The organism is Paraburkholderia solitsugae (assembly GCF_013177695.1).
GTDB classification, from domain to species: Bacteria; Pseudomonadota; Gammaproteobacteria; order Burkholderiales; family Burkholderiaceae; genus Paraburkholderia; species Paraburkholderia solitsugae.
Genome location: NZ_WOEY01000123.1, coordinates 1 through 17,496, shown reverse-complemented (window position 1 = coordinate 17,496; position 17,496 = coordinate 1). Strand labels below are relative to the sequence as shown.

Sequence of the window (17,496 nt, the reverse complement as noted above, 5' to 3'; positions counted from 1 at the left end):
CTTCTGCGCCTGGTGGAAGGCGCGCCCGGCCAGCGCCTGGCCGGAAATGCCGGTGGGAAAGCCCAGATAGTTTTCGATGCGTGAGCTGGCGCCGGCCTGGCCGCCTGGCGCCCGGCAATCCAGGGCGGCCACGGAAAGGCCTTCGGATGCTGCATATACGGCCGCTGCAAGCCCGGCGGGACCGGCGCCGACAATGACCAGATCGTAGACATGCTCAGGGTCGAACTCAGGCAGCAATCCGAGGCACGAGGCCAGTTGCAGTTCATCGGGATTGCGCAGCAAGGCGCCGTTGGGACATATCACCAGAGGAAAATCGTCGAGCTTCGGAGCGAGCCGTTCGATCAGCGCGATGGCTTCCGCATCCTGCTGGGCATCGAGTGCGACATGCGGATGGCCGTTTCGTCGCAGGAAATTGCGCAGCGACACGAGGCGAGGATTGTCACTTGCGCCAACGAGGACGGGCCCGTCGCCGCGTTCGATGGCGGCTATGCGCCGCAGGATCAGGGCGCGCGTGAGCCGTTCACCGAGTTCAGCCTCGGCCACCATCAATGCCCGCAGACCTTCCGCAGGAAGCACGAGCGCTTCGACATCGTCGATCACACGTGCGTCCACCAGGGCGGGCTTGCCGGACAACTGGCCGATGTCGGAACTGAATTCACCGCGCTGCATGTTCGCGCGTACCACGCGCTCGCGCCCCAGGCCATCGCGGCCGATTACGCGTACCGCCCCCGACAGGAACACGAACATGCCGGGACTCACGCTTCCTACGCGGTACAGATAGTCGCCTGCGGAACAGTGACGTAGCGTTCCGAAGCGCCGCATCCTGTCGATTTCTGCATCCGTTAGCGTGGGATACAGTTGATAGTACCGAGGGTTTTCCCGTACGCTGGGATCCTCGTTTCTCAAGTCACACGAGAATCCGCTCGAGTCGGCAGCATCATTGCGAGGTGATGCACCGCTGGTCAAATCGGAGTCGCTATTCATGGTGGTCCGCGTCGCGGCGGGTCCTGGCCAACCAGAGGAAGTTATCTTACCCCTGGATTTTCTTCCAGGTGCGCGAAGCCAGGAAGCGCTGCCAGGCTCCAGGCTCGGAAGGCGGGCCATCGACCACGATGAACTCGAAAGTGGAGCAGCTTGAACGAAGGGGGACGATCGCCCGATAAGCTCCCGGCCTATAGCAGCTAGATCTGCACTGTTCGACCGGCTTCGTCCAGCCAGTGAACGATGTTTTTGACCGTGTCGCTGTAGAACGTTCGGTACAATTCCTTAGACACATAGCCGATATGTGGCGTGGCGAGTACATTGGAAAGTTCGCGCAGCGGGTGTGGGTTCTCAAGCGGCTCGACGTCGTATACGTCCAGCCCTGCGCCGGCAATCCGGTTTGTCCTGAGTGCGTCGAGGAGTGCGGCGCCGTCGACTATCGGACCTCGGGAGGTGTTGATCAGCCGGCTCGTCGGCTTCATCTTCGCGAACTCGGCGGCGCCGACGAGATGATGAGTGCGAGGACTGAGGCGGACGTGAATGGACAGGAAATCGGACGTCGAAAATAACTCGTCTTTCGCGACGTACTGAACGCCGTGTTCCGCGGCGACCGCCGGCGTGAGATTCTGGCTCCATGCGACAACCTTCATGCCGAATGCCCGGCCGATCAGGCCGACCGCGGATCCGACTCGCCCCAGGCCCAACAGGCCAAGTGTATTGCCTGCCAGTTCCTCGCCTAGCGAGAGCTGCCATCCGCCGTTACGCAGAGACTGATTTTCCTGCGGAATTTTTCGTGCCATCGACAGAATCAGTGCCCACGTAAACTCGATTGTCGGGGTGGACGAATAGCCCGTATGGAGAACGTCGATGCCCAAATCGGCGGCAGCGTCCCCGTCGATCGACGCATTCGCGAGGCCGGTTGAAGCAATCAGCCTGAGGTTCGGTAGTTTCTCGAGGATCGCGCGCGGTAACGGCGTGCGCTCGCGCATCACACATACGACGTCGAATGGCTTCAACCGATTGATTATGGCATCGGTATCGGCGACGTGATCATTGAACCACTGATGCTTGCACGTCCATCTAGCGGTGACCAGTCCGCGAGGCTAAGCGATACGTTTTGATAGTCGTCGAGTATGGCTACCTTGACGTGGGAATGCGTGTTCATGTTGCTCACTCCTGTTTTGCCTGCAAGATTGAAACGGGGCGGTGCAATCGGGTAGGAGGCGGTCTACTTTGCTTTTGCAGAAGCGCTCCTGTTCAGCTTGCTCCGAAAGGGTGTTTGACAATGATGTCATTATTGATATTGTGAAAAAAAATAGGGCGGCCTAGCGAGTCACGTACCAAGACGCCTTCGAAAAAATGAAGCAACGTCGACTAGAACCGACGGATGGGACGCAAGCTCTTGATGAGTGGCGCCGGTGTGGCGCCTTACTTCGGCGGGCACACCCGCCGCAATCAATTCAGCTGCATACTTTTCACCATCGGAACGTACGAGGTCATGCTCTGCGCTCGCGATTAACGTCGGAGGTAGACCGACGAGGCGCCGCGATTCAATGGGCGCTGCGTAGGGGTGAATTCGCTGCATCGCCTGAGGGAGATAGGCCCTGTAACAACGCGCGCATTCGTCGGCGCCACGGTCGATTGGCGGAACGTCTTTCAGGTCTGCGAGGCGAGTCATGCTCGGGTCAAGGAGCGGAGCGAGAAGCGCTTGCGCGGATATCCTGAACTGTCTGCGGTCACGTGCGATTGCCGCGAGCCCTGCGGCAATGTTCCCACCTGCGTCGTGGCCAGCCACTCCAATCCGATCGGCGTCGGCGCGATAGTGGCGAGCATTGCGCACGGCCCACGCCAACGCAATGTACGCGTCTTCCGGCGCAGTGGGAAACGGAAACTCAGGCGCAAGGGAGTATCCGACCGAAACTACCCAAGCCGGGATTCGTTCCGCCACTTGTGAAGCAGCGAGGTCAGCTTCCTCGAGGTCTCCGCTTGTAAATCCTCCGCCGTGAAAATAGAGGATGATCGGAAGTGTGCGCTTCTCGAAAGTAGGCCTGTAGCTGCGCAACATGATGTGCTGTTCGTGTCCCGATATCGGGACATCATCTACTTCAAGCTTTGCGTTCATTGGAGGGCTCTCAGAAAGCGCATTGGGGAAGATTCAGCTTCGATGTGATGGGGTCAATTATGAGGTGCGTTATAGCCGAGATAAACGTGAGCAATCCGATAAGAGAATTCGTCTGGTTCGAAAGATGCGTCCGCGATTGTGCTGCCCTGTCGCGCCGGTCATTGGATATGGAAAATAATTCCGCGTGGGAATAGATGATATGCGTGCGCCCGGCGTTTCCTGATCGAGCTACTGCGGTGTAGAATTTTCGATCTGCCGCGCAATGTACAACTCATCTCCGATGATCAACGTCGATTCAATTCACAAAGCATTGGCTAGTTCGCTCAGAAGGGACATTCTCCGTTGGCTGCGAGACCCGTCTGCCTATTTCCCCGGCGCGGATCCGCTGATTCCCCATGGCGTATCAGTCGGCATGATTCACGCCCGCACTGGTTTGTCAAAATCTACCGTGTCGGCGCATCTGTCGACCTTGCAACAGGCCGGACTCGTGACAACGAAGCGCTTGGGGCAATGGGTATTCATGTCACGTGATGAGGCGGTCATTCGCTCGTTTGTGGCGTCCATTAACAACGACCTCTGATGGACAGTGAGTTCGCTGAAATCTGCTGGCTTCCACTCGCGACGCCTGTTCGGCGGCTACCGTTTGCGCACTTACACCACGCTCAGACATACGCTATTCGTTCGTGGATCGTAATAACAGAGGAATACTGAATAGTGTAGTTTCACAAAATTGATTTTTAATCACTGGAAAACTCAATTAAGGTTTCGCCGTACTCTAACAAGCGGATCGTGGTGTGTCGCGAAGTGCCTGCCATTGCGAGCATCAACGCTTTGTGCCACTCGCTCTTGCCGTAGCCGAATGGCGATTCGACATTGCGTGGAACCTCGTGGTTGGTCGACAGCGAGAGAAGTTGTGGGTAGGCGAACGCGCGGGTCAATCCCGCGCGTTATACATGCAAACGGAACTTTGGAATCCGGGAATGGCTAGGCTGCAGGCACTAGCGCGGTGACCCGTGCGACGGCCTTCTCCACGGCTGGGCGTGTTGCGACAGCGTCATACCATCTTTGTACGTTGGGGAAGGCTTGCAATTCGATGTCTGCAAACTGCCGTCTCCACAACCAACCGAAGTGAGAGACGTCGGCGATTGTGAATTCATCGCCAGCCGCAAACTCAGAGCGCGCCAAAACACCGTCAAACACCTTCATTACGCGTTGCGCTTCTGCGCTGAAGCGAGCGACGGCCGGCGGTACGGACTCGGGCGCCTGCTTCAGAAAATAGCCTAACTGTCCGAACGCCGGACCGATTCCAGAGATCTGGAACGAAAGCTGTTCAAACACCCGAGCGCGCGTGCTGCCCTTGGCCGGGAGCAGCTTTGCTGACTTCTCCGCAAGATAGATCAGGATCGCGGTCGACTCGGTCAGGACGAAGCGACCTCCGTCGGGACCTTCAGGGTCAACGAGTACCGGAACCTTGCCGTTTGCGTTGAACGAAAGGAAGCTCGCTTCCTTCTGCTCGCCTTTGCGGACGTTGACGGGTTTCAGTTCGTACGCGATGCCCATCTCTTCCAGAGCAACCGGAACACGGACGCTGTTGGGGGTAGAAAATGCATAGACTTCGATCATAATTGTTTAGTAAGGTAAGGGTAACCGTCGCCAGATCATGCTTGCACCGCTCCGATAGCGGTAGAGTTCGCGGACGCATAACTAAAATTCCAGAGGGGCATAAATACCATGGGTCGTTCAGGCAACGACTAATGAGCATTGCCTGCGTTGGCGCTACCCGCGCTGCGCGCGGGCTTGGTAATCCAGATGAGCGGAATGGTCACGAAGAATATTACGGAGGAAATGTAAAAGATGTCGTGGAGTCCCGACATTGCGGACTGTGTGTCGACGACAGCGTTGAAGAAAACATACGCGCTCGCATCATCGACCTGAAAAAAAGCCGCCACCCAGGTGATGAGAAGTCCTGGTCCAACTATGTCGATCGGCAGCTTGCGGGCCGGCGTCTCACGGCGGTGATATATGACCCACGTAGCCGCCCTGGCGGATAGGCCAACGGGGATGTTGACATAGAAGACCCACGACCAGCTATAGCTGTTGGTGATCCATCCGCCGAGGGCGGGACCAGCGATCGGCCCGGCAGTTGCAGGAACGGGACGTCGTAGCGACGTCAAGCGCTGTATGCCGGTCGGGAATGAATGTTATGTACTTGAAGTTTCTTCCGCTAGCGTGACGTTGCGCGCACCATCCGCCTATCAAACCCGGTGAGGTCCGTAGTCTGACCGCTGTTCCCGACACCCTGTATTTCTTTGGAGGTTTGGAGTATGACCAGCGCAACCGTAAGAAAGCCTGATCAGCAGGCGATTCCCTACCAACTGCCACAACCCGCAGACATGTCACGTGATCTCGTGCATGTGGGAATCCTCGACAAATGGCTGGAAGACGATAACCTGTGGGTACCCATGACCAAGACGGTGTCTTTCAAACCACTGCTTCTGAGCGCAAGCCAAGGTTATTACGTCAATCTTCTGCGGGTTCGGCAGTCTGGTGTGCTTTCGCGTCACCGCCGCACCGGGCCCGTCCACGCGATCGTTTTGAGGGGGCGATGGTACTACCTGGAGCATGACTGGGTGGCGGAGCAGGGTGGCTATGCCCACGAGCCAGCAGGCGAGACCCATACGCTATACGTGCCTGAGGACGTCGAAGAGATGATCACGTGGTTTCACGTCACAGGTGGCTACACTTACGTCGATCCGCAAGGTGTAGCGGTGGGATATGAAGACGTCTTCACGAAGATCGAAGCAGCTCGCAGGCACTACGAAGAAATCGGTTTGGGTGCTGACTACGTAAAGCAGTTTATTCGTTGGGGCGATTTAATTACGTGCGAGCTCTCGGGGTCCCCGGGGCGCGCACGCGGACATACCGAAAGCAGGTCGGCGGCCAGAAGCAGCGAGTCGCTTGGGCGCCGCCGCCGACAACCGAGGAAAATCACCATGGAACGACGAGCCGTCGACGTAGCTGGCATACCGGTTAGCTACCTTACTGCAGGGGACCAGACTGGGCCTGTTTTATTGCTACTGCACGGCACTTATTGGAGCCGGGTATGGCAGCCGGTCCTCGACGGTCTGGCTGGCGCCGGTCTACGGCCCATCGCTCTGGATTTCCCTGGATTTGGCCGGTCCGGCGGCGAGCTGACTGTCGCAAATGCCTCGATCCCCGCCTTGGCGGGTTGGCTGCCGCAGTTTCTCGCTGCGCTGCGTATTGACGGGTCTGTGGGCCTCGCGGGGCACGACATCGGCGGGGGCGTCGCACAGCAGGTCCTCGTGGATGGGGAAATTGTGGTCAGCAAGTTCGCGCTCGTCAACGCAGTCATGTTCGATTCGTGGCCCGTGCCTGGCGCTGCCCGGTTCCGCGACCCGGCGGTCGCGGCTGCAACGACCACAGACGACGTCCTCACCGCTCGTCGCAAGTCCGTGCTCACGGCGTTGGCCCGCCCGGCCGCGGAAAGCGAAGTGGAGGAGTATCTCGATCCGTGGACCGATCCGCGCGTAGCCCGGTCTTGGCTGGCCCTTGCCGGCGCGGCGGACAGTCGTTACACGATGGAACTGTTGCCGCGCCTTCGTGCGTCGCAGACGCCAAAGCTGCTCGTGTGGGGCGACGACGACAGCTTCCAGCTCGTCGAGTACGCTGAGAAGTTCGCCAGGGAGATCCCGAATACGCAACTGGTCCGGATTCCAAAAGCTGGACACATTCCAATGGGAAATGACGCGGCCGCAGTGGCTCGTGCGCTGGTCCGGTTCTTCGCCTGATGCAGCGCGGCTGGCAAAGGACGGAGATCGCTTGCCGGCTGTTTCGCTCTTTGGCTCATTCGATTGACGAACAGTGGTAGCCGCCCGGCACCCGGAAGCCGCTTGTGCGGCATTGGTGGAGTCTGAGTCTCATAAAGTCAGTGCCTCTTGGATAGGCTCCGAAAAATAGCTGCCGCATGGCTGTGGCGTCGCTACCGAAGCATTCGCGTGTCCGAGCGTTTCCTGCACAAAGGTGATGAAAGCATGCGTCTTTCTACTTGCCATCCGGCCCGCGGGAATGACCACCCATAGCTCACATGGGGGGAGGCGCCAATCCGTCAATACGGTCCTGACCTGACCACTCTTCAGTTCGGGCAAAAACATCCACTCTGGCGCGACCGCTATACCCACACCCGCGAGAACTGCTTCGCGTACCCCTTCAAGCGCACTCACCGACAGCTGGCCATTAAGGGAAACGGACGACTCGGCATCGTTTCGTCGAAACGTCCAGACGCGTCCACCACCTTGCTGGCTATAGTTGATAAATTGATGACAGCTCAATTCGCCTGGCGTAGCGGGGATGCCGGCGCGCTCGAAATAGGCTCGGGAACCGACGACACACCGAGGTGCTTCCCCGAGCTTGCGTGCCGGCATATTTAAAATGTCGTGCGTTCCGGTCCGCAAGCCGACGTCGACGCCTTCCTCAAGCAGGTCGACATTGCGATCGTCCAGAACAATATCAAGTGCAAGATCCGGGTACGTGTCGAGAAACCCGTTGAGCGCGGGCATGAGGTGCAATCGCGTAAACGTCACGTCTGCGCTCACACGTACTCGCCCCGATAAGCGTGTGCTGGCCCCTCGCGCCACATGCTCAGCTTGCTCCACTTCCAGCATCACGCGCTTCGCCCGCTCGTAAAATGCCTCACCCGCGTCGGTTGGGGTCAAGCCGCGCGTCGATCGAAGCAGTAGTCGGACTGCAAGACGTTCTTCCAATGTCGCGATGGCTTTCGATACAGCGGGCTGACCCACGCCGAGCGAACGTGCAGCGGTCGAGAAAGAACCGGTTTCGATTACGCGCACGAAGGTTCCAAGTGCCGTCAATTGATCCACTATCAATTCTCCTTGAATGTAGCAAACAGCGGGGCACGAGGAAGGTGGCGGTGCTTCCCGGTCGCGGTCTGTTGTCACGTCGGATCTTCCGAAAGGACTGTAAAGAGGATATAAGCCGCGCATTGTGACGGCAACATACATACGTATCGTGTCTATATCGTCATGTCCAACCAGCGGGCGGATAAGGCAGATGGCGACCGAAGCACTGTCGAGGCGACACGGAGTGCGCCGCAACGTATATCGACTTGATACCTATGTATGTAGTCCGCTCCCGATCCAGTTACTAACATTTGAGCGCGTTGGCCAGCTACGCAATCGACTCGAGCCGACGAGTTACGTGCCCATAAACAGGAGTTGTCTACGTGCGACAGAAACCGGTGTTTCCCATATTGGCGGCTTGCGCCGTGCTTTATGCAGGCAGTGTGTACGCGCAGAAGGCCGAGTGCAGGAACATGCGAGCCCCCTTGCCATGCACAGCGTCAACGACGCGCCTCTCCAGAAGACGCGTGAGGTCTATAAAACTCAATCCAGAGTGGAATACGTGTGTCTGGGACTTCGGCGCGGGGGCGATGGGGCTTGCCAATCGGCGAACGAGTGGATCCAGCGCGAAGTGATGTTCGGAAGTACATCGAGCGATACCAACGTATGTTGTTACCCATCGATCTTGTCGCTAACATCGAGTCATAGGGAATTCGACGAGTATGGTTCGGTCGCCGTATTGGCGAGTGAGGTGTCCAACGACATTGAAGCGGACGACACGGAAACATCATGGATCAGCTCTTTGTAATTCGCTGGCGGTCCTGCGCGAGCCAGCTGGAGGGCGTTAGTTCTGTCCACCGCAGGTGGCCTGCGAAGAGTTCGTCGCGGGTCCGGCTCACGATACTGAGAAATGCGTCGTTGGCGTCGAAAATCCTTCCGTCGCGGTCCCAGATGAAAATCCCCACGATGTTCGCGTCAACGAGACGGCGAATCTTCGCTTCGCGCTGCTCGAGTTCCCGATACAGGCGGGCATTCTCGACTGTGATTGCCGCCTGGGACGCAAGTAACCTCAGCATGGCAATCCGGTTCGGGACAAAGATGCCCGGCGCGAGATTGTTCTCGAGATAAAGCATACCGACGAGCTTCGTCTGGGCCATCAGCGGGAGAAACATCATCGAGCGCGTCTGGTGTTCGGCTATGTACGGATCGGCGGCGTAAGCCGGCTCCGCAATCGCGTCGTCCACGATCACGTTTCCTCCTGTACGCCATGCATAGTGGAGACCGGTTTCGGGCAACGCAGTGGCGGAAAGCGGCTCATCACACAGTCGCACTGACACGGTGTCGAAGATAGTCGACGCTTCGGCGAGAATGCGCGGCGCTTCGCCGTTCGCTAAAACCAGCAAGCCGCGCCCAGCGCCTGCCTGTTCAAGGGCCATGCGCATGAGGGTATCAACGAGCTTTTCCTGGATGATCTCGCCCGCGACCGCTTGCGAGACCTTGATGACGGTGTCGAGATCGAGGCGCTCGACGGGTGTCCGGATCGTGCGAGCAGGCGCGATGGCCGCGTCCTGGCTATTCAGGTCCGGATATATCGCTTCGAGGTGACTGACCTTGCCGTCCGCTCCCCAGCGCAGGTAGCAGTAACGGGCATTGCGTAGTCGGAACGGCGCCGCGCAGCATTGGAATCAATGCGACCTGCGTGTCGATCATGTCGACGACGAGGCCGTGTCCTGCCTTCCGGGCGAACGCAAGCCCGCGCTCGGCTTCGATTTGTACGTCCGGGAGATGATCGCCGGAAAACAGAAGATCGGAGTTCAGGTTGTTGCAGCCAAAGGCCGCGTATTGCAGATCGCCGATGTGATTCGCGGCGTCGAATGCGCTTTGCAGGACCGGGCGGCTCGCTCGCACGTGTTGCGTCCAGCGCATCACGAAGATAACGATGCACAGGTACGTACTGGCTTTGAATCGTACGAGTCCGCGTTGCTCGACGAGCGCGTAGCCAAGCGGACCGAACCGGAAGCCGGTCTCGTAGTTCGCGAACATCATGCTGGCTGGAGTTTGGTCAAAACTTCGACGGCTGCGAGCGACCCGGGATCACGCATGATCGTCAGGTCGATCAGTTCTTCGATAGGCCGGGTGCCAACGGACGAGAGAATCCGTTCGTACGCGTGCTGAACCTCTGACGCCGACGGATGATGCGACCATACGATGCCGATTTGCCGCAAATAGTCGAGCGCAATCGCGATCGCCCGATCGCTCTGAGAAAGCGTCATGCAAACGTCCATCAGCAGACATGCGACAGACGAACGTTCGCGAGTGTTCAATGTGTGCTCCGGCTAGAGCGGTCAGTCGACGATCGGCGGCGTCGAGTTCCCCCGTCAAGAACTCGCATTCGGCGCGTTCCTGTTCGAGCGAGAAGATCAGATCGCGGGATCGATTCCAGCAGTCGTCGTCGAGCAGGGCCATGCCGCCGCCGAGATATCCGAGTGCGGATGTGTAGGCGGTCGAGTCCTTCGCACGCCTGCCGGCGATCAGATTCAATCTGGCTGCTTTGTCAAGCTCATCCTGGGGCAGCGGCAAAGCGCTGCCATGGTTGTACTGGTTGACGATTTCGAATATATCTTCCTCAAGCCTCTCCGGCGGGGTGCACTTCACCACGCGCGCCCAGAAGCTCGTCGCGCCAGCTGACCAGGTCGGCCTCGCACGTTCGGAGCAGGAGATTCACCAGCCCTTGGAACGCCTGTGCGAGTGTCGAATCAGGGATGTCGAGTTTGGATTGATCGAACTTGCCCGTTGCGAAAAGCCCTCGCGACGGCAACATGACGCTATGCAGTTCGTTGACCAGAGAGGACTTGCCGATCCCGGAGGGGCCGGAAACGAGCACCAGCTCCGGCCGTCCGTTGATGACGACGCGGCAGAATGTGCCAAGCAGTGTCGCAACTTCCTGCTCCCGTCCGTAAAGTTTCTCGGGAATCAGAAGCTGGTTGGGGACATCGCGTTCAGCTAGAAGGAAACGAGTGATCTTGCCGATTGCCTCCCATTCGGCAAGGCAGCGCGATAGGTCGCTCTCGACGCTGGAGGCAGTCTGGTAACGATCGTCGGCAATCTTCGCCAGCAGCTTCATGACGATCGCAGAGATCTGCGCCGGTATGCCTGGTACACGCTCGCTCGGCGAAAGCGGAATTCTCGCGATGTGGCAATGGACCCATTCCATTGGATCTGTGTAAACGCGTCGAGATGCCAAAGCCGGTGAGACGTACCGATCCGTATGATTCGTCCACGAGCACATTGGCCGGCTTGATGTCTTTGTGAATCTGGCCATGCCGATGCATATGGCCGACCGCGGTTGTGATGTGGGAAGCGAGCCGGAGAAGGCGAATGACACTGAACGGTTCGCCAAGCATCTGCTTGAGTGGCGTGCGCGAGTCGGGAATACCTGGACGAACATGGGTCTCCCGCGTCGCCCGACGATCTTGCGCTTCATGACTGCGTGGCGTATCAGTCCGCCGAGTCGCGGCGGGACCATGAACTCGCTGAACGAACTTGGGATTGCCGACGATTCCGATCTCCGCGACGTCGCGTGATGCGGTGGTTTGACAGGGGAGACCGCGCCGCATGCCGCGGCGCGGGCGAGGGCCGGGTCAGACGCTGACGGCCTTCTTGAGGACCGGCAGCATGTCCGACGGGTCGGGCCGATGCGTGTAGTCGGGATTGATTTCGGAGTACAGCACAACGCCATCCTGGCCAATGACATAGCGTGCCGGCATCGGCAGCGTCCAGCTCGGATCGCCGTTGAACGACGGCAGATCGTTCTTGAGCATCTTGTACAAGTCGACCAGATAGTCGGGCAGATTGAAACGCAGGCCGAACGCGGCGGCGGTCTCGTTTTTGACGTCGCTCAGTACGGGGAAGCGCAACTCGTTGGTGCGTACGGACTTGCGGCTGTTGACGGCGGTCTGCGGCGAGACGGCGACCACGTTGGCGCCGAGTGCCTGAATCTGGGGCAGGACTTCGTTCATCGCCTGCAGTTCGAGGTTACAGTACGGACACCAGACGCCGCGGTAGAACGTGACGATAAGCGGTCCCGTGGCAAGCAGCTCGGCAGAGGACACCGTGTTACCGTCTTGGTCCTGCAGGCGGAATTGCGGTGCGCGGTCGCCCGCCTTGACGGTGCGGGTGGCCTGGCCGCTGGCGATGAGTTCCGCGGTCGCGCGTTCCATGATCGGATGGATTTCGGGTGGTGCGTTGTACGGCGGCTTGCCTGCCTTGAAATCGGCCTTGAATGCGTCGAGCTTGTTCTGAAGTGACATGATAAGTCTCTGGTGGGTTGATCGGGGATGTCGAATCTGGCTTGGCGAACCGTCGGCTCGTCTTAAATATGATCTTCCGGGAACTCGCGTCGCGCGGGTAGGTCGCCAGCATGAATAACTCCCATTCTCCGCAAGCATGGCTACCGGGTGAGTGGCGCTTTGTGGCGTGAAGGATGCGAGTCACGCCCTCGAATCAAAAGGGTCAGACGGCGGCTTCCACGATGCGCGCGTCTGCCGTTTGCGCTTTGCCGGAATTCGGCTCGACCCGATCACCCGTGGATATGCGAGGCGCAGGTGCAGCGTCGTGGCGATTGAACAGTGGACTTTGTTCGAAGCGTTCGGCAATCCACTCGACGAAGGCACGGACTTGCGGCGACAGGTGTCGATAGTGGGGATAAACCACGGATATGGGCAGCGGTGTGGGGCGGGAATCCGGAAGAATCTCGACGAGATCCCCTTGTGCGAGACGTGAATGTGCAAGAAACAGAGGAACCTGAATGATCCCGAGCCCCATGGCCGCGCAACCAATGTACGCGTCGGCTTCATTGGTCGCGAGAATGGATCGCATCCTCACCTCGGTGCGCTTGCCCTCAACCACGAAATGCATACTGATGAAACTTCGGGTCCTGCTCGAAAGGTAATTGACGGCAATATGATTGTCGAGATCGCGAATATTGGACGGCGTACCCTGCTGGCGCAGGTAGCTCGGGCTGGCGACGGTGACCATTTCGAGCGAACCGAGCCGGCGCGCGACGAGTGAAGAGTCGGGAAGTTCTCCGATTCGAACGACGCAATCGACACCTTCCCGAACGAGATCCACATCCTTGTCTCCAAGGCCGAGCATGAGCTCGATACCTGGATATCGCGCCTGAAAGTCAGGAAGAGCGGGCACCACGATCGAACGGCCCAGCGAGCCAGACATGTCCACGCGCAACTTGCCGGTGGGCGTGTTGCCGGTGGCGATCAGTGAACTCTCGGCTGCTTCGACATCCGCGAGAATCCGGATGCAGCGTTCGTAATAGGCGGCACCGTCGGGCGTCAGACTGATGCGTCGGGTTGTTCGGTTGAGCAAGCGCACCTTGAGGTGGGACTCAAGTGCCTGAACCGTGGTCGAGACCGATCCATTCGGCAGGTCGAGCGCTTCCGCTGCTCTCGAGAAGCTATTCAGATCCACGACCTTCGTGAAAACCTGCATCGCGTTTAGTCTGTCCATGACAATTTCCTTCGATTGCTGGATTCGACTGTACGATCAGGGTTGGATCTTGGCTACTGGCGAACTGTTGATATCATTTATTCCACCAACGAATATTCTCCCTCACGCTGCAAGTCGACTGGGTTGGCGCGTGGTTTTGTGAGTCTGGAATTGTTCGTGCATTGTTTTCCAGCAACCGGGCTCTAACGCGCCACGACGGGTGCTGTGTCTTCGACGATTGGCGCGGCCACCGCCGCGGTATCCGGTTCTGCGTGGGAGATTTTCATCATACGCGGCTGGAGCAGCAGCGCGACGAGTCCACTCCAGCCGGTCTGATGCGAAGCGCCGACGCCGCGGCCATTGTCGCCGTGAAAGTACTCGTGGAAGAGCATGAGATCCTGCGAGCGCGGGTCAGCTTGCAACATCGGATAGGCGGCCATCACGGGCCGCACGCCGTGCGCGTCTTTGAGAAAGAGCGCAGTGAGGCGCCGCGCAAGTTTGTCGGCAATCTCGCTCAGCGAGAACAGGTTGCCCGAACCGGTTGGATATTCGATGCGAAACTCGTCGCCATAGTAGCGATGAAACTCATACAGCGATTCGATCAGTAGGTAATTGACCGGCATCCAGACCGGGCCGCGCCAGTTCGAATTGCCGCCGAACACGCGTGAGTTCGATTCGCCAGGCAGGTAGTTGATACAGAAGGTCGCACCGCCATGGTCGAAGACGTACGGCGCGTCACGATGCACGCGGGACAGCGCCCGCACACCATACTCAGACAGAAATTCGGTTTCATCGAGCGCGCGGCGCAACAGAGCGGTCATCCGGTACCCGCGCAACAGCGAGAGCAGCGTGGTGTTGCCCTTGCCGGGTTCGGTCCAGCGCGACACCAGCTTCGCCAGATTCGGCCGATGATCGAGAAACCACGCCAGCCGTTCACGCAAGCCGGGCAGATGGCCGTACACGCGATCTTCGAGCACGTGTACGGCGAACAGCGGAATCAGCCCGACGATCGAGCGAATGCGCATCGGCACCTGAGTTCCATCCGGAAGGTGCAGCAAGTCGTAGAAGAATTCGTCGTGTTCGTCCCATAAGCCTGTACCGCAGCCGTCGCTGCAATTGATCGCTTCTGCTATATAGAGAAAATGCTCGAAGAACTTCACGGCGATTTCAACGTACGCGTCATTTTGCATCGCCAGTTCGAGGCTAATCTGCATCAGGTCGAGTGCGTACGAGGCCATCCATGCAGTGCCATCGGCCTGATCGATGCGGCCGCCAGTCGGCAGCGATGAAGACCGATCGAAGATGCCGATATTATCGAGCCCAAGGAAGCCGCCCTGAAAAATGTTGCGGTCATCGGCATCCTTGCGGTTGACCCACCACGAGAAATTGAGCAGCAGCTTGTGGAACATCATTTCAAGGAACCCGAGGTCGCCAACGCCTGTCACTTCGCGGTCGAGTTCGTACACACGCCACGTTGCCCATGCGTGAACCGGCGGATTCGCGTCGCTGAACGCCCACTCGTAGGCGGGCAATTGCCCGTTCGGGTGCATGTAGCGGTCTTTCACGAGCAGCAGCAATTGCTTCTTGGCGAAGTCGGGATCGATCACCGCGAACGCGACCGCATGAAATGCAAGATCCCACGACGCGTACCACGGGTACTCCCACTTGTCGGGCATCGACACGATGTCGCCGTTGCACATGTGCCGCCAGTCGGCGTTACGGCCGTGTCGGCGCGCTTTCGGCGGATTCGGTTGACCGGGGTCCCCGTCATGCCAGCGCGTTACGTCGAACTGGTAATACTGCTTCGACCACAGCATCCCGGCGAGCGCCTGACGTTGCACGAGACGCATATCGGCATCGGCGATGTCGTGCTGAAGTACCGCATAGAATTCGTCAGCCTCCGCCTGGCGGCGCGCGAACAGATCTTCCACATCGAGCGGCACGGCCTCTGGAGCCGCAGTCGGTGACGATTCTGGGCGCCAGCGCAGATAGAGCACTGAGCTCTCATGAGGGGCGAGCTGGAGATGCACATGCGCAGCGGCGCGGGTGCCTTTGTCGCGCCGGATCGCCTGCTCGTCGCGAGCAATGATGAAGTCATTGAAACCGTCCTTGAAGGGTCCCGTTCCTTCGAGGCCGAAAATGCGCCGCACGTTGGTTTCATTTTCGCAGAACAGCCATTCGACCGGCTGTTGCGCCGACGCCGTCACGATCATCGTTTCGAGCGCGGGATTGCGGGCGATGACGCACACGCTGTCTTCTGTGCCGGGCTCCAGCGTCAGCGTCAGCGACGGCTTGCCAGGCTTGCCCGACCATTGCCACCTGTTGCGCGCCCAGAATTGGGGCAAGACATGAAACGCCGCCCGCTGATCGGCGCGGTTTTCGACGGTAACGCGCATCACGATATCGTCGGGTGTGTGCTTCGCATACTCAACGTAGATGTCGAAGTAGCGGTTGTCGTCGAACACGCCCGTATCGAGTATTTCATACTCAGGTTGATCGGCGCCGCGCCGCCGGTTTTCGTCGATCAGATCCTGGTACGGATACGCCTCATGAGGATACTTGTACAGCATCTTCATGTACGAATGAGTCGGCGTGCCGTCGAGATAGAAGTAAAGCTCCTTCACGTCCTCGCCGTGATTGCCTTGCTCATTCGTTAGCCCAAAGAGCCGTTCCTTGATGATCGGGTCATGCCCGTTCCAGAGCGCGAGCGACACGCACCAGTCAAGCGGGTCGTTGCCGAATCCAGCAATGCCGTCTTCACCCCAACGGTACATGCGACTACGCGCGTGATCGTGCGGGAAGTAATCCCATGCGGTGCCGTATTCGCTGTAGTCTTCGCGAACGGTGCCCCATTGACGCTCGCTCAGATAAGGCCCCCAGCGGCGCCATCGGTCGAGTTCCCGACCATGGAGACGGGCCCCCTCCTTCGATTGGAGCAGATTGATTGTGCGTCGCGGTCGCATGGAACCTCCGGACCTCAAATCGATCATTCAATGTGGTCGATGCGAGAGAAAAGCACTTGCGCTTTTTCGAAGAAGGGCACGTCGGAAGACCTGCTTCGCTCAGCGTGGCAATGAGGCTTCGACGAACAGCCGGACAGTCATTATAGGCTCCGTCCAGAGACTCGGCGCCCACCGTGAGCGCCCTGTCTCACCTTTTATATGACGAGTGGTGCGCCACCGAATCCGAGGTGAATCCAGTGAACGCGTGAATTAGCCGTGCCGTCGCTTCGGCGAATCCGGAATCGTGCCCGACGTGATATTTATTGACTGTCAGTCACGGCAGAAATGAATATTGTTGGCGATTGTTGGGCGGTGTATCTTGTCGATAAAATGAGCCAATATTTAAGGGTTCTGCGAATCAGGGAGACGCTTTGATAAACCTGCCCGACGAGGTGCCCCGTCGAGCGTTGCGCGCGCCCGTAGTAGGAGGAACGAGTGGATCTGTCCGCTGTTGAGGCCTTCGTGCGGGTTGCGGAGTCGAAGAGCTTTACGGAGGCCGGCCGGGTGATGGGGCTGATCGGTCCGGGCATTCATCGAATACTCGCTGAACGAACTCGGGATTGCCGACGATTCGGATCAGCGCGACGTCGCGTGATGCGACGCGCCCGCCGCGACGGCGGTCATGTTCCAACTTGGGGGCGGCACGTCAGATCCTGCCGCGCTGACTCTGTCGCCTCGCGGTTTGCGAGGTCGACCTGCAGGAGTTCGCCAGGGAAGTCCACGTCCTCGTGCGCGAGACCAATGCTCAAGCATGGTTACCGGGTGCCGCCGAGTTCCGAAAATTCGGCTTGACGCCGGACGACAGCGTCAACCAGATTGTCTACATAGCTATCTGCAACGTTCAAGGAGGCCAGCGATTCCTTGAGTTTGAACAGGTACTCGGCGTTCGTTCCGAGATCCTATGAGCGTGAGAGTCGTCAAGGCCCGAGTCGTAAGATTGACGTGGCCAAGGCTTGCTCAATGGAGGGCATCATGGACGCAAATCACGTTACCGAACCCCATGCTGAAGACG

Annotated in this window: 18 protein-coding genes and 2 pseudogenes; 4 read left to right on the top strand and 16 right to left on the bottom strand. The window is 58.8% G+C overall.

All coding sequences use genetic code 11. The features are described 5' to 3' along the window. The 4 genes from GNZ12_RS30940 to GNZ12_RS30930 form a co-directional block, all read right to left on the bottom strand. Positions 1–984 (bottom strand): Crp/Fnr family transcriptional regulator (locus tag GNZ12_RS30940; protein ID WP_172315928.1); only part of this gene is annotated, 984 nt, incomplete at its 3' end. Between the two features lie 197 nt (positions 985–1,181). After that, positions 1,182–1,997, bottom strand: a complete 816-nt coding sequence (locus GNZ12_RS30935) for a D-2-hydroxyacid dehydrogenase family protein (RefSeq protein WP_328806088.1) — start codon at positions 1,995–1,997, stop codon at positions 1,182–1,184. 8 nt (positions 1,998–2,005) lie between these two features. Then, positions 2,006–2,146, bottom strand: coding sequence for a hypothetical protein (locus tag GNZ12_RS45370; protein WP_328806087.1), 141 nt, complete (start codon positions 2,144–2,146; stop codon positions 2,006–2,008). Between the two features lie 168 nt (positions 2,147–2,314). Continuing rightward, positions 2,315–3,103 carry an alpha/beta hydrolase gene (locus GNZ12_RS30930; protein ID WP_172315927.1) on the bottom strand — a complete coding sequence of 263 codons (789 nt, stop codon included), beginning with the start codon at positions 3,101–3,103 and terminating at the stop codon, positions 2,315–2,317. 262 nt (positions 3,104–3,365) lie between these two features. Here GNZ12_RS30930 and GNZ12_RS30925 point away from each other — a divergent pair, with 262 nt between their 5' ends. Next, entirely contained in the window at positions 3,366–3,683 is a 318-nt protein-coding gene (locus GNZ12_RS30925; protein ID WP_235993934.1) for an ArsR/SmtB family transcription factor, read from the top strand. Between the two features lie 157 nt (positions 3,684–3,840). On the opposite strand, the gene GNZ12_RS30920 is transcribed toward GNZ12_RS30925, so the two are convergent. The 3 genes and pseudogenes from GNZ12_RS30920 to GNZ12_RS30910 form a co-directional block, all read right to left on the bottom strand. Further along, on the bottom strand, positions 3,841–4,041 hold the full coding sequence (locus tag GNZ12_RS30920) for a hypothetical protein (RefSeq protein WP_172315926.1): 201 nt from the start codon (positions 4,039–4,041) through the stop codon (positions 3,841–3,843). 46 nt (positions 4,042–4,087) lie between these two features. Then, positions 4,088–4,726, bottom strand: coding sequence for a glutathione S-transferase family protein (locus GNZ12_RS30915; protein WP_172315925.1), 639 nt, complete (start codon positions 4,724–4,726; stop codon positions 4,088–4,090). 317 nt (positions 4,727–5,043) lie between these two features. Then, positions 5,044–5,250: pseudogene (locus GNZ12_RS30910) on the bottom strand (MFS transporter); the annotation flags it as partial. 177 nt (positions 5,251–5,427) lie between these two features. Here GNZ12_RS30910 and GNZ12_RS30905 point away from each other — a divergent pair. Continuing rightward, positions 5,428–5,967 (top strand): annotated as a pseudogene (locus GNZ12_RS30905) (2,4'-dihydroxyacetophenone dioxygenase family protein); the annotation flags it as partial. Between the two features lie 129 nt (positions 5,968–6,096). Next, positions 6,097–6,912, top strand: coding sequence for an alpha/beta fold hydrolase (locus tag GNZ12_RS30900; RefSeq protein WP_172315930.1), 816 nt, complete (start codon positions 6,097–6,099; stop codon positions 6,910–6,912). Between the two features lie 129 nt (positions 6,913–7,041). Here the strand turns inward: GNZ12_RS30900 and GNZ12_RS30895 are convergent, their stop codons facing one another. The 6 genes from GNZ12_RS30895 to GNZ12_RS44610 form a co-directional block, all read right to left on the bottom strand. Beyond that, entirely contained in the window at positions 7,042–8,001 is a 960-nt protein-coding gene (locus GNZ12_RS30895; protein WP_172315924.1) for a LysR family transcriptional regulator, read from the bottom strand. A 773-nt stretch (positions 8,002–8,774) separates the two neighbouring features. Further along, positions 8,775–9,449: a GAF domain-containing protein gene (locus GNZ12_RS30890; protein ID WP_328806089.1), complete on the bottom strand. Its 675-nt coding sequence runs from the start codon at positions 9,447–9,449 to the stop codon at positions 8,775–8,777. 103 nt (positions 9,450–9,552) lie between these two features. Beyond that, positions 9,553–10,026: a hypothetical protein gene (locus tag GNZ12_RS30885; RefSeq protein ID WP_172315922.1), complete on the bottom strand. Its 474-nt coding sequence runs from the start codon at positions 10,024–10,026 to the stop codon at positions 9,553–9,555. After that, positions 10,023–10,253, bottom strand: a complete 231-nt coding sequence (locus GNZ12_RS30880) for a hypothetical protein (RefSeq protein WP_172315921.1) — start codon at positions 10,251–10,253, stop codon at positions 10,023–10,025. The genes GNZ12_RS30885 and GNZ12_RS30880 overlap by 4 nt, the downstream gene beginning before the upstream one ends. A gap of 353 nt (positions 10,254–10,606) precedes the next feature. Beyond that, complete coding sequence (locus tag GNZ12_RS43975; RefSeq protein WP_235993935.1) at positions 10,607–11,098, bottom strand: AAA family ATPase; 492 nt, start codon at positions 11,096–11,098, stop codon at positions 10,607–10,609. Further along, a complete protein-coding gene (locus GNZ12_RS44610) occupies positions 10,980–11,384 on the bottom strand; it encodes a protein kinase domain-containing protein (protein ID WP_172315929.1) in 405 nt (134 codons plus the stop codon). Before GNZ12_RS44610 ends, GNZ12_RS43975 begins: the two co-directional genes overlap by 119 nt. On the opposite strand from GNZ12_RS44610, the gene GNZ12_RS30870 reads away from it, so the two are divergent. After that, a complete protein-coding gene (locus GNZ12_RS30870; RefSeq protein WP_172315917.1) occupies positions 11,289–11,564 on the top strand; it encodes a hypothetical protein in 276 nt (91 codons plus the stop codon). The two genes, GNZ12_RS44610 and GNZ12_RS30870, sit on opposite strands and share 96 nt — an antisense overlap. Before the next feature lie 57 nt (positions 11,565–11,621). On the opposite strand, the gene GNZ12_RS30865 is transcribed toward GNZ12_RS30870, so the two are convergent. The 3 genes from GNZ12_RS30865 to GNZ12_RS30855 all read right to left on the bottom strand — a co-directional run bounded on the left by GNZ12_RS30865 (position 11,622) and on the right by GNZ12_RS30855 (position 16,445). Further along, positions 11,622–12,290 carry a peroxiredoxin-like family protein gene (locus GNZ12_RS30865; RefSeq protein ID WP_172315920.1) on the bottom strand — a complete coding sequence of 223 codons (669 nt, stop codon included), beginning with the start codon at positions 12,288–12,290 and terminating at the stop codon, positions 11,622–11,624. 202 nt (positions 12,291–12,492) lie between these two features. Beyond that, positions 12,493–13,503 carry a LysR family transcriptional regulator gene (locus GNZ12_RS30860; protein ID WP_172315919.1) on the bottom strand — a complete coding sequence of 337 codons (1,011 nt, stop codon included), beginning with the start codon at positions 13,501–13,503 and terminating at the stop codon, positions 12,493–12,495. 182 nt (positions 13,504–13,685) lie between these two features. Beyond that, positions 13,686–16,445, bottom strand: coding sequence for an MGH1-like glycoside hydrolase domain-containing protein (locus GNZ12_RS30855; RefSeq protein WP_172315918.1), 2,760 nt, complete (start codon positions 16,443–16,445; stop codon positions 13,686–13,688). Positions 16,446–17,496: the final 1,051 nt, after the last annotated feature.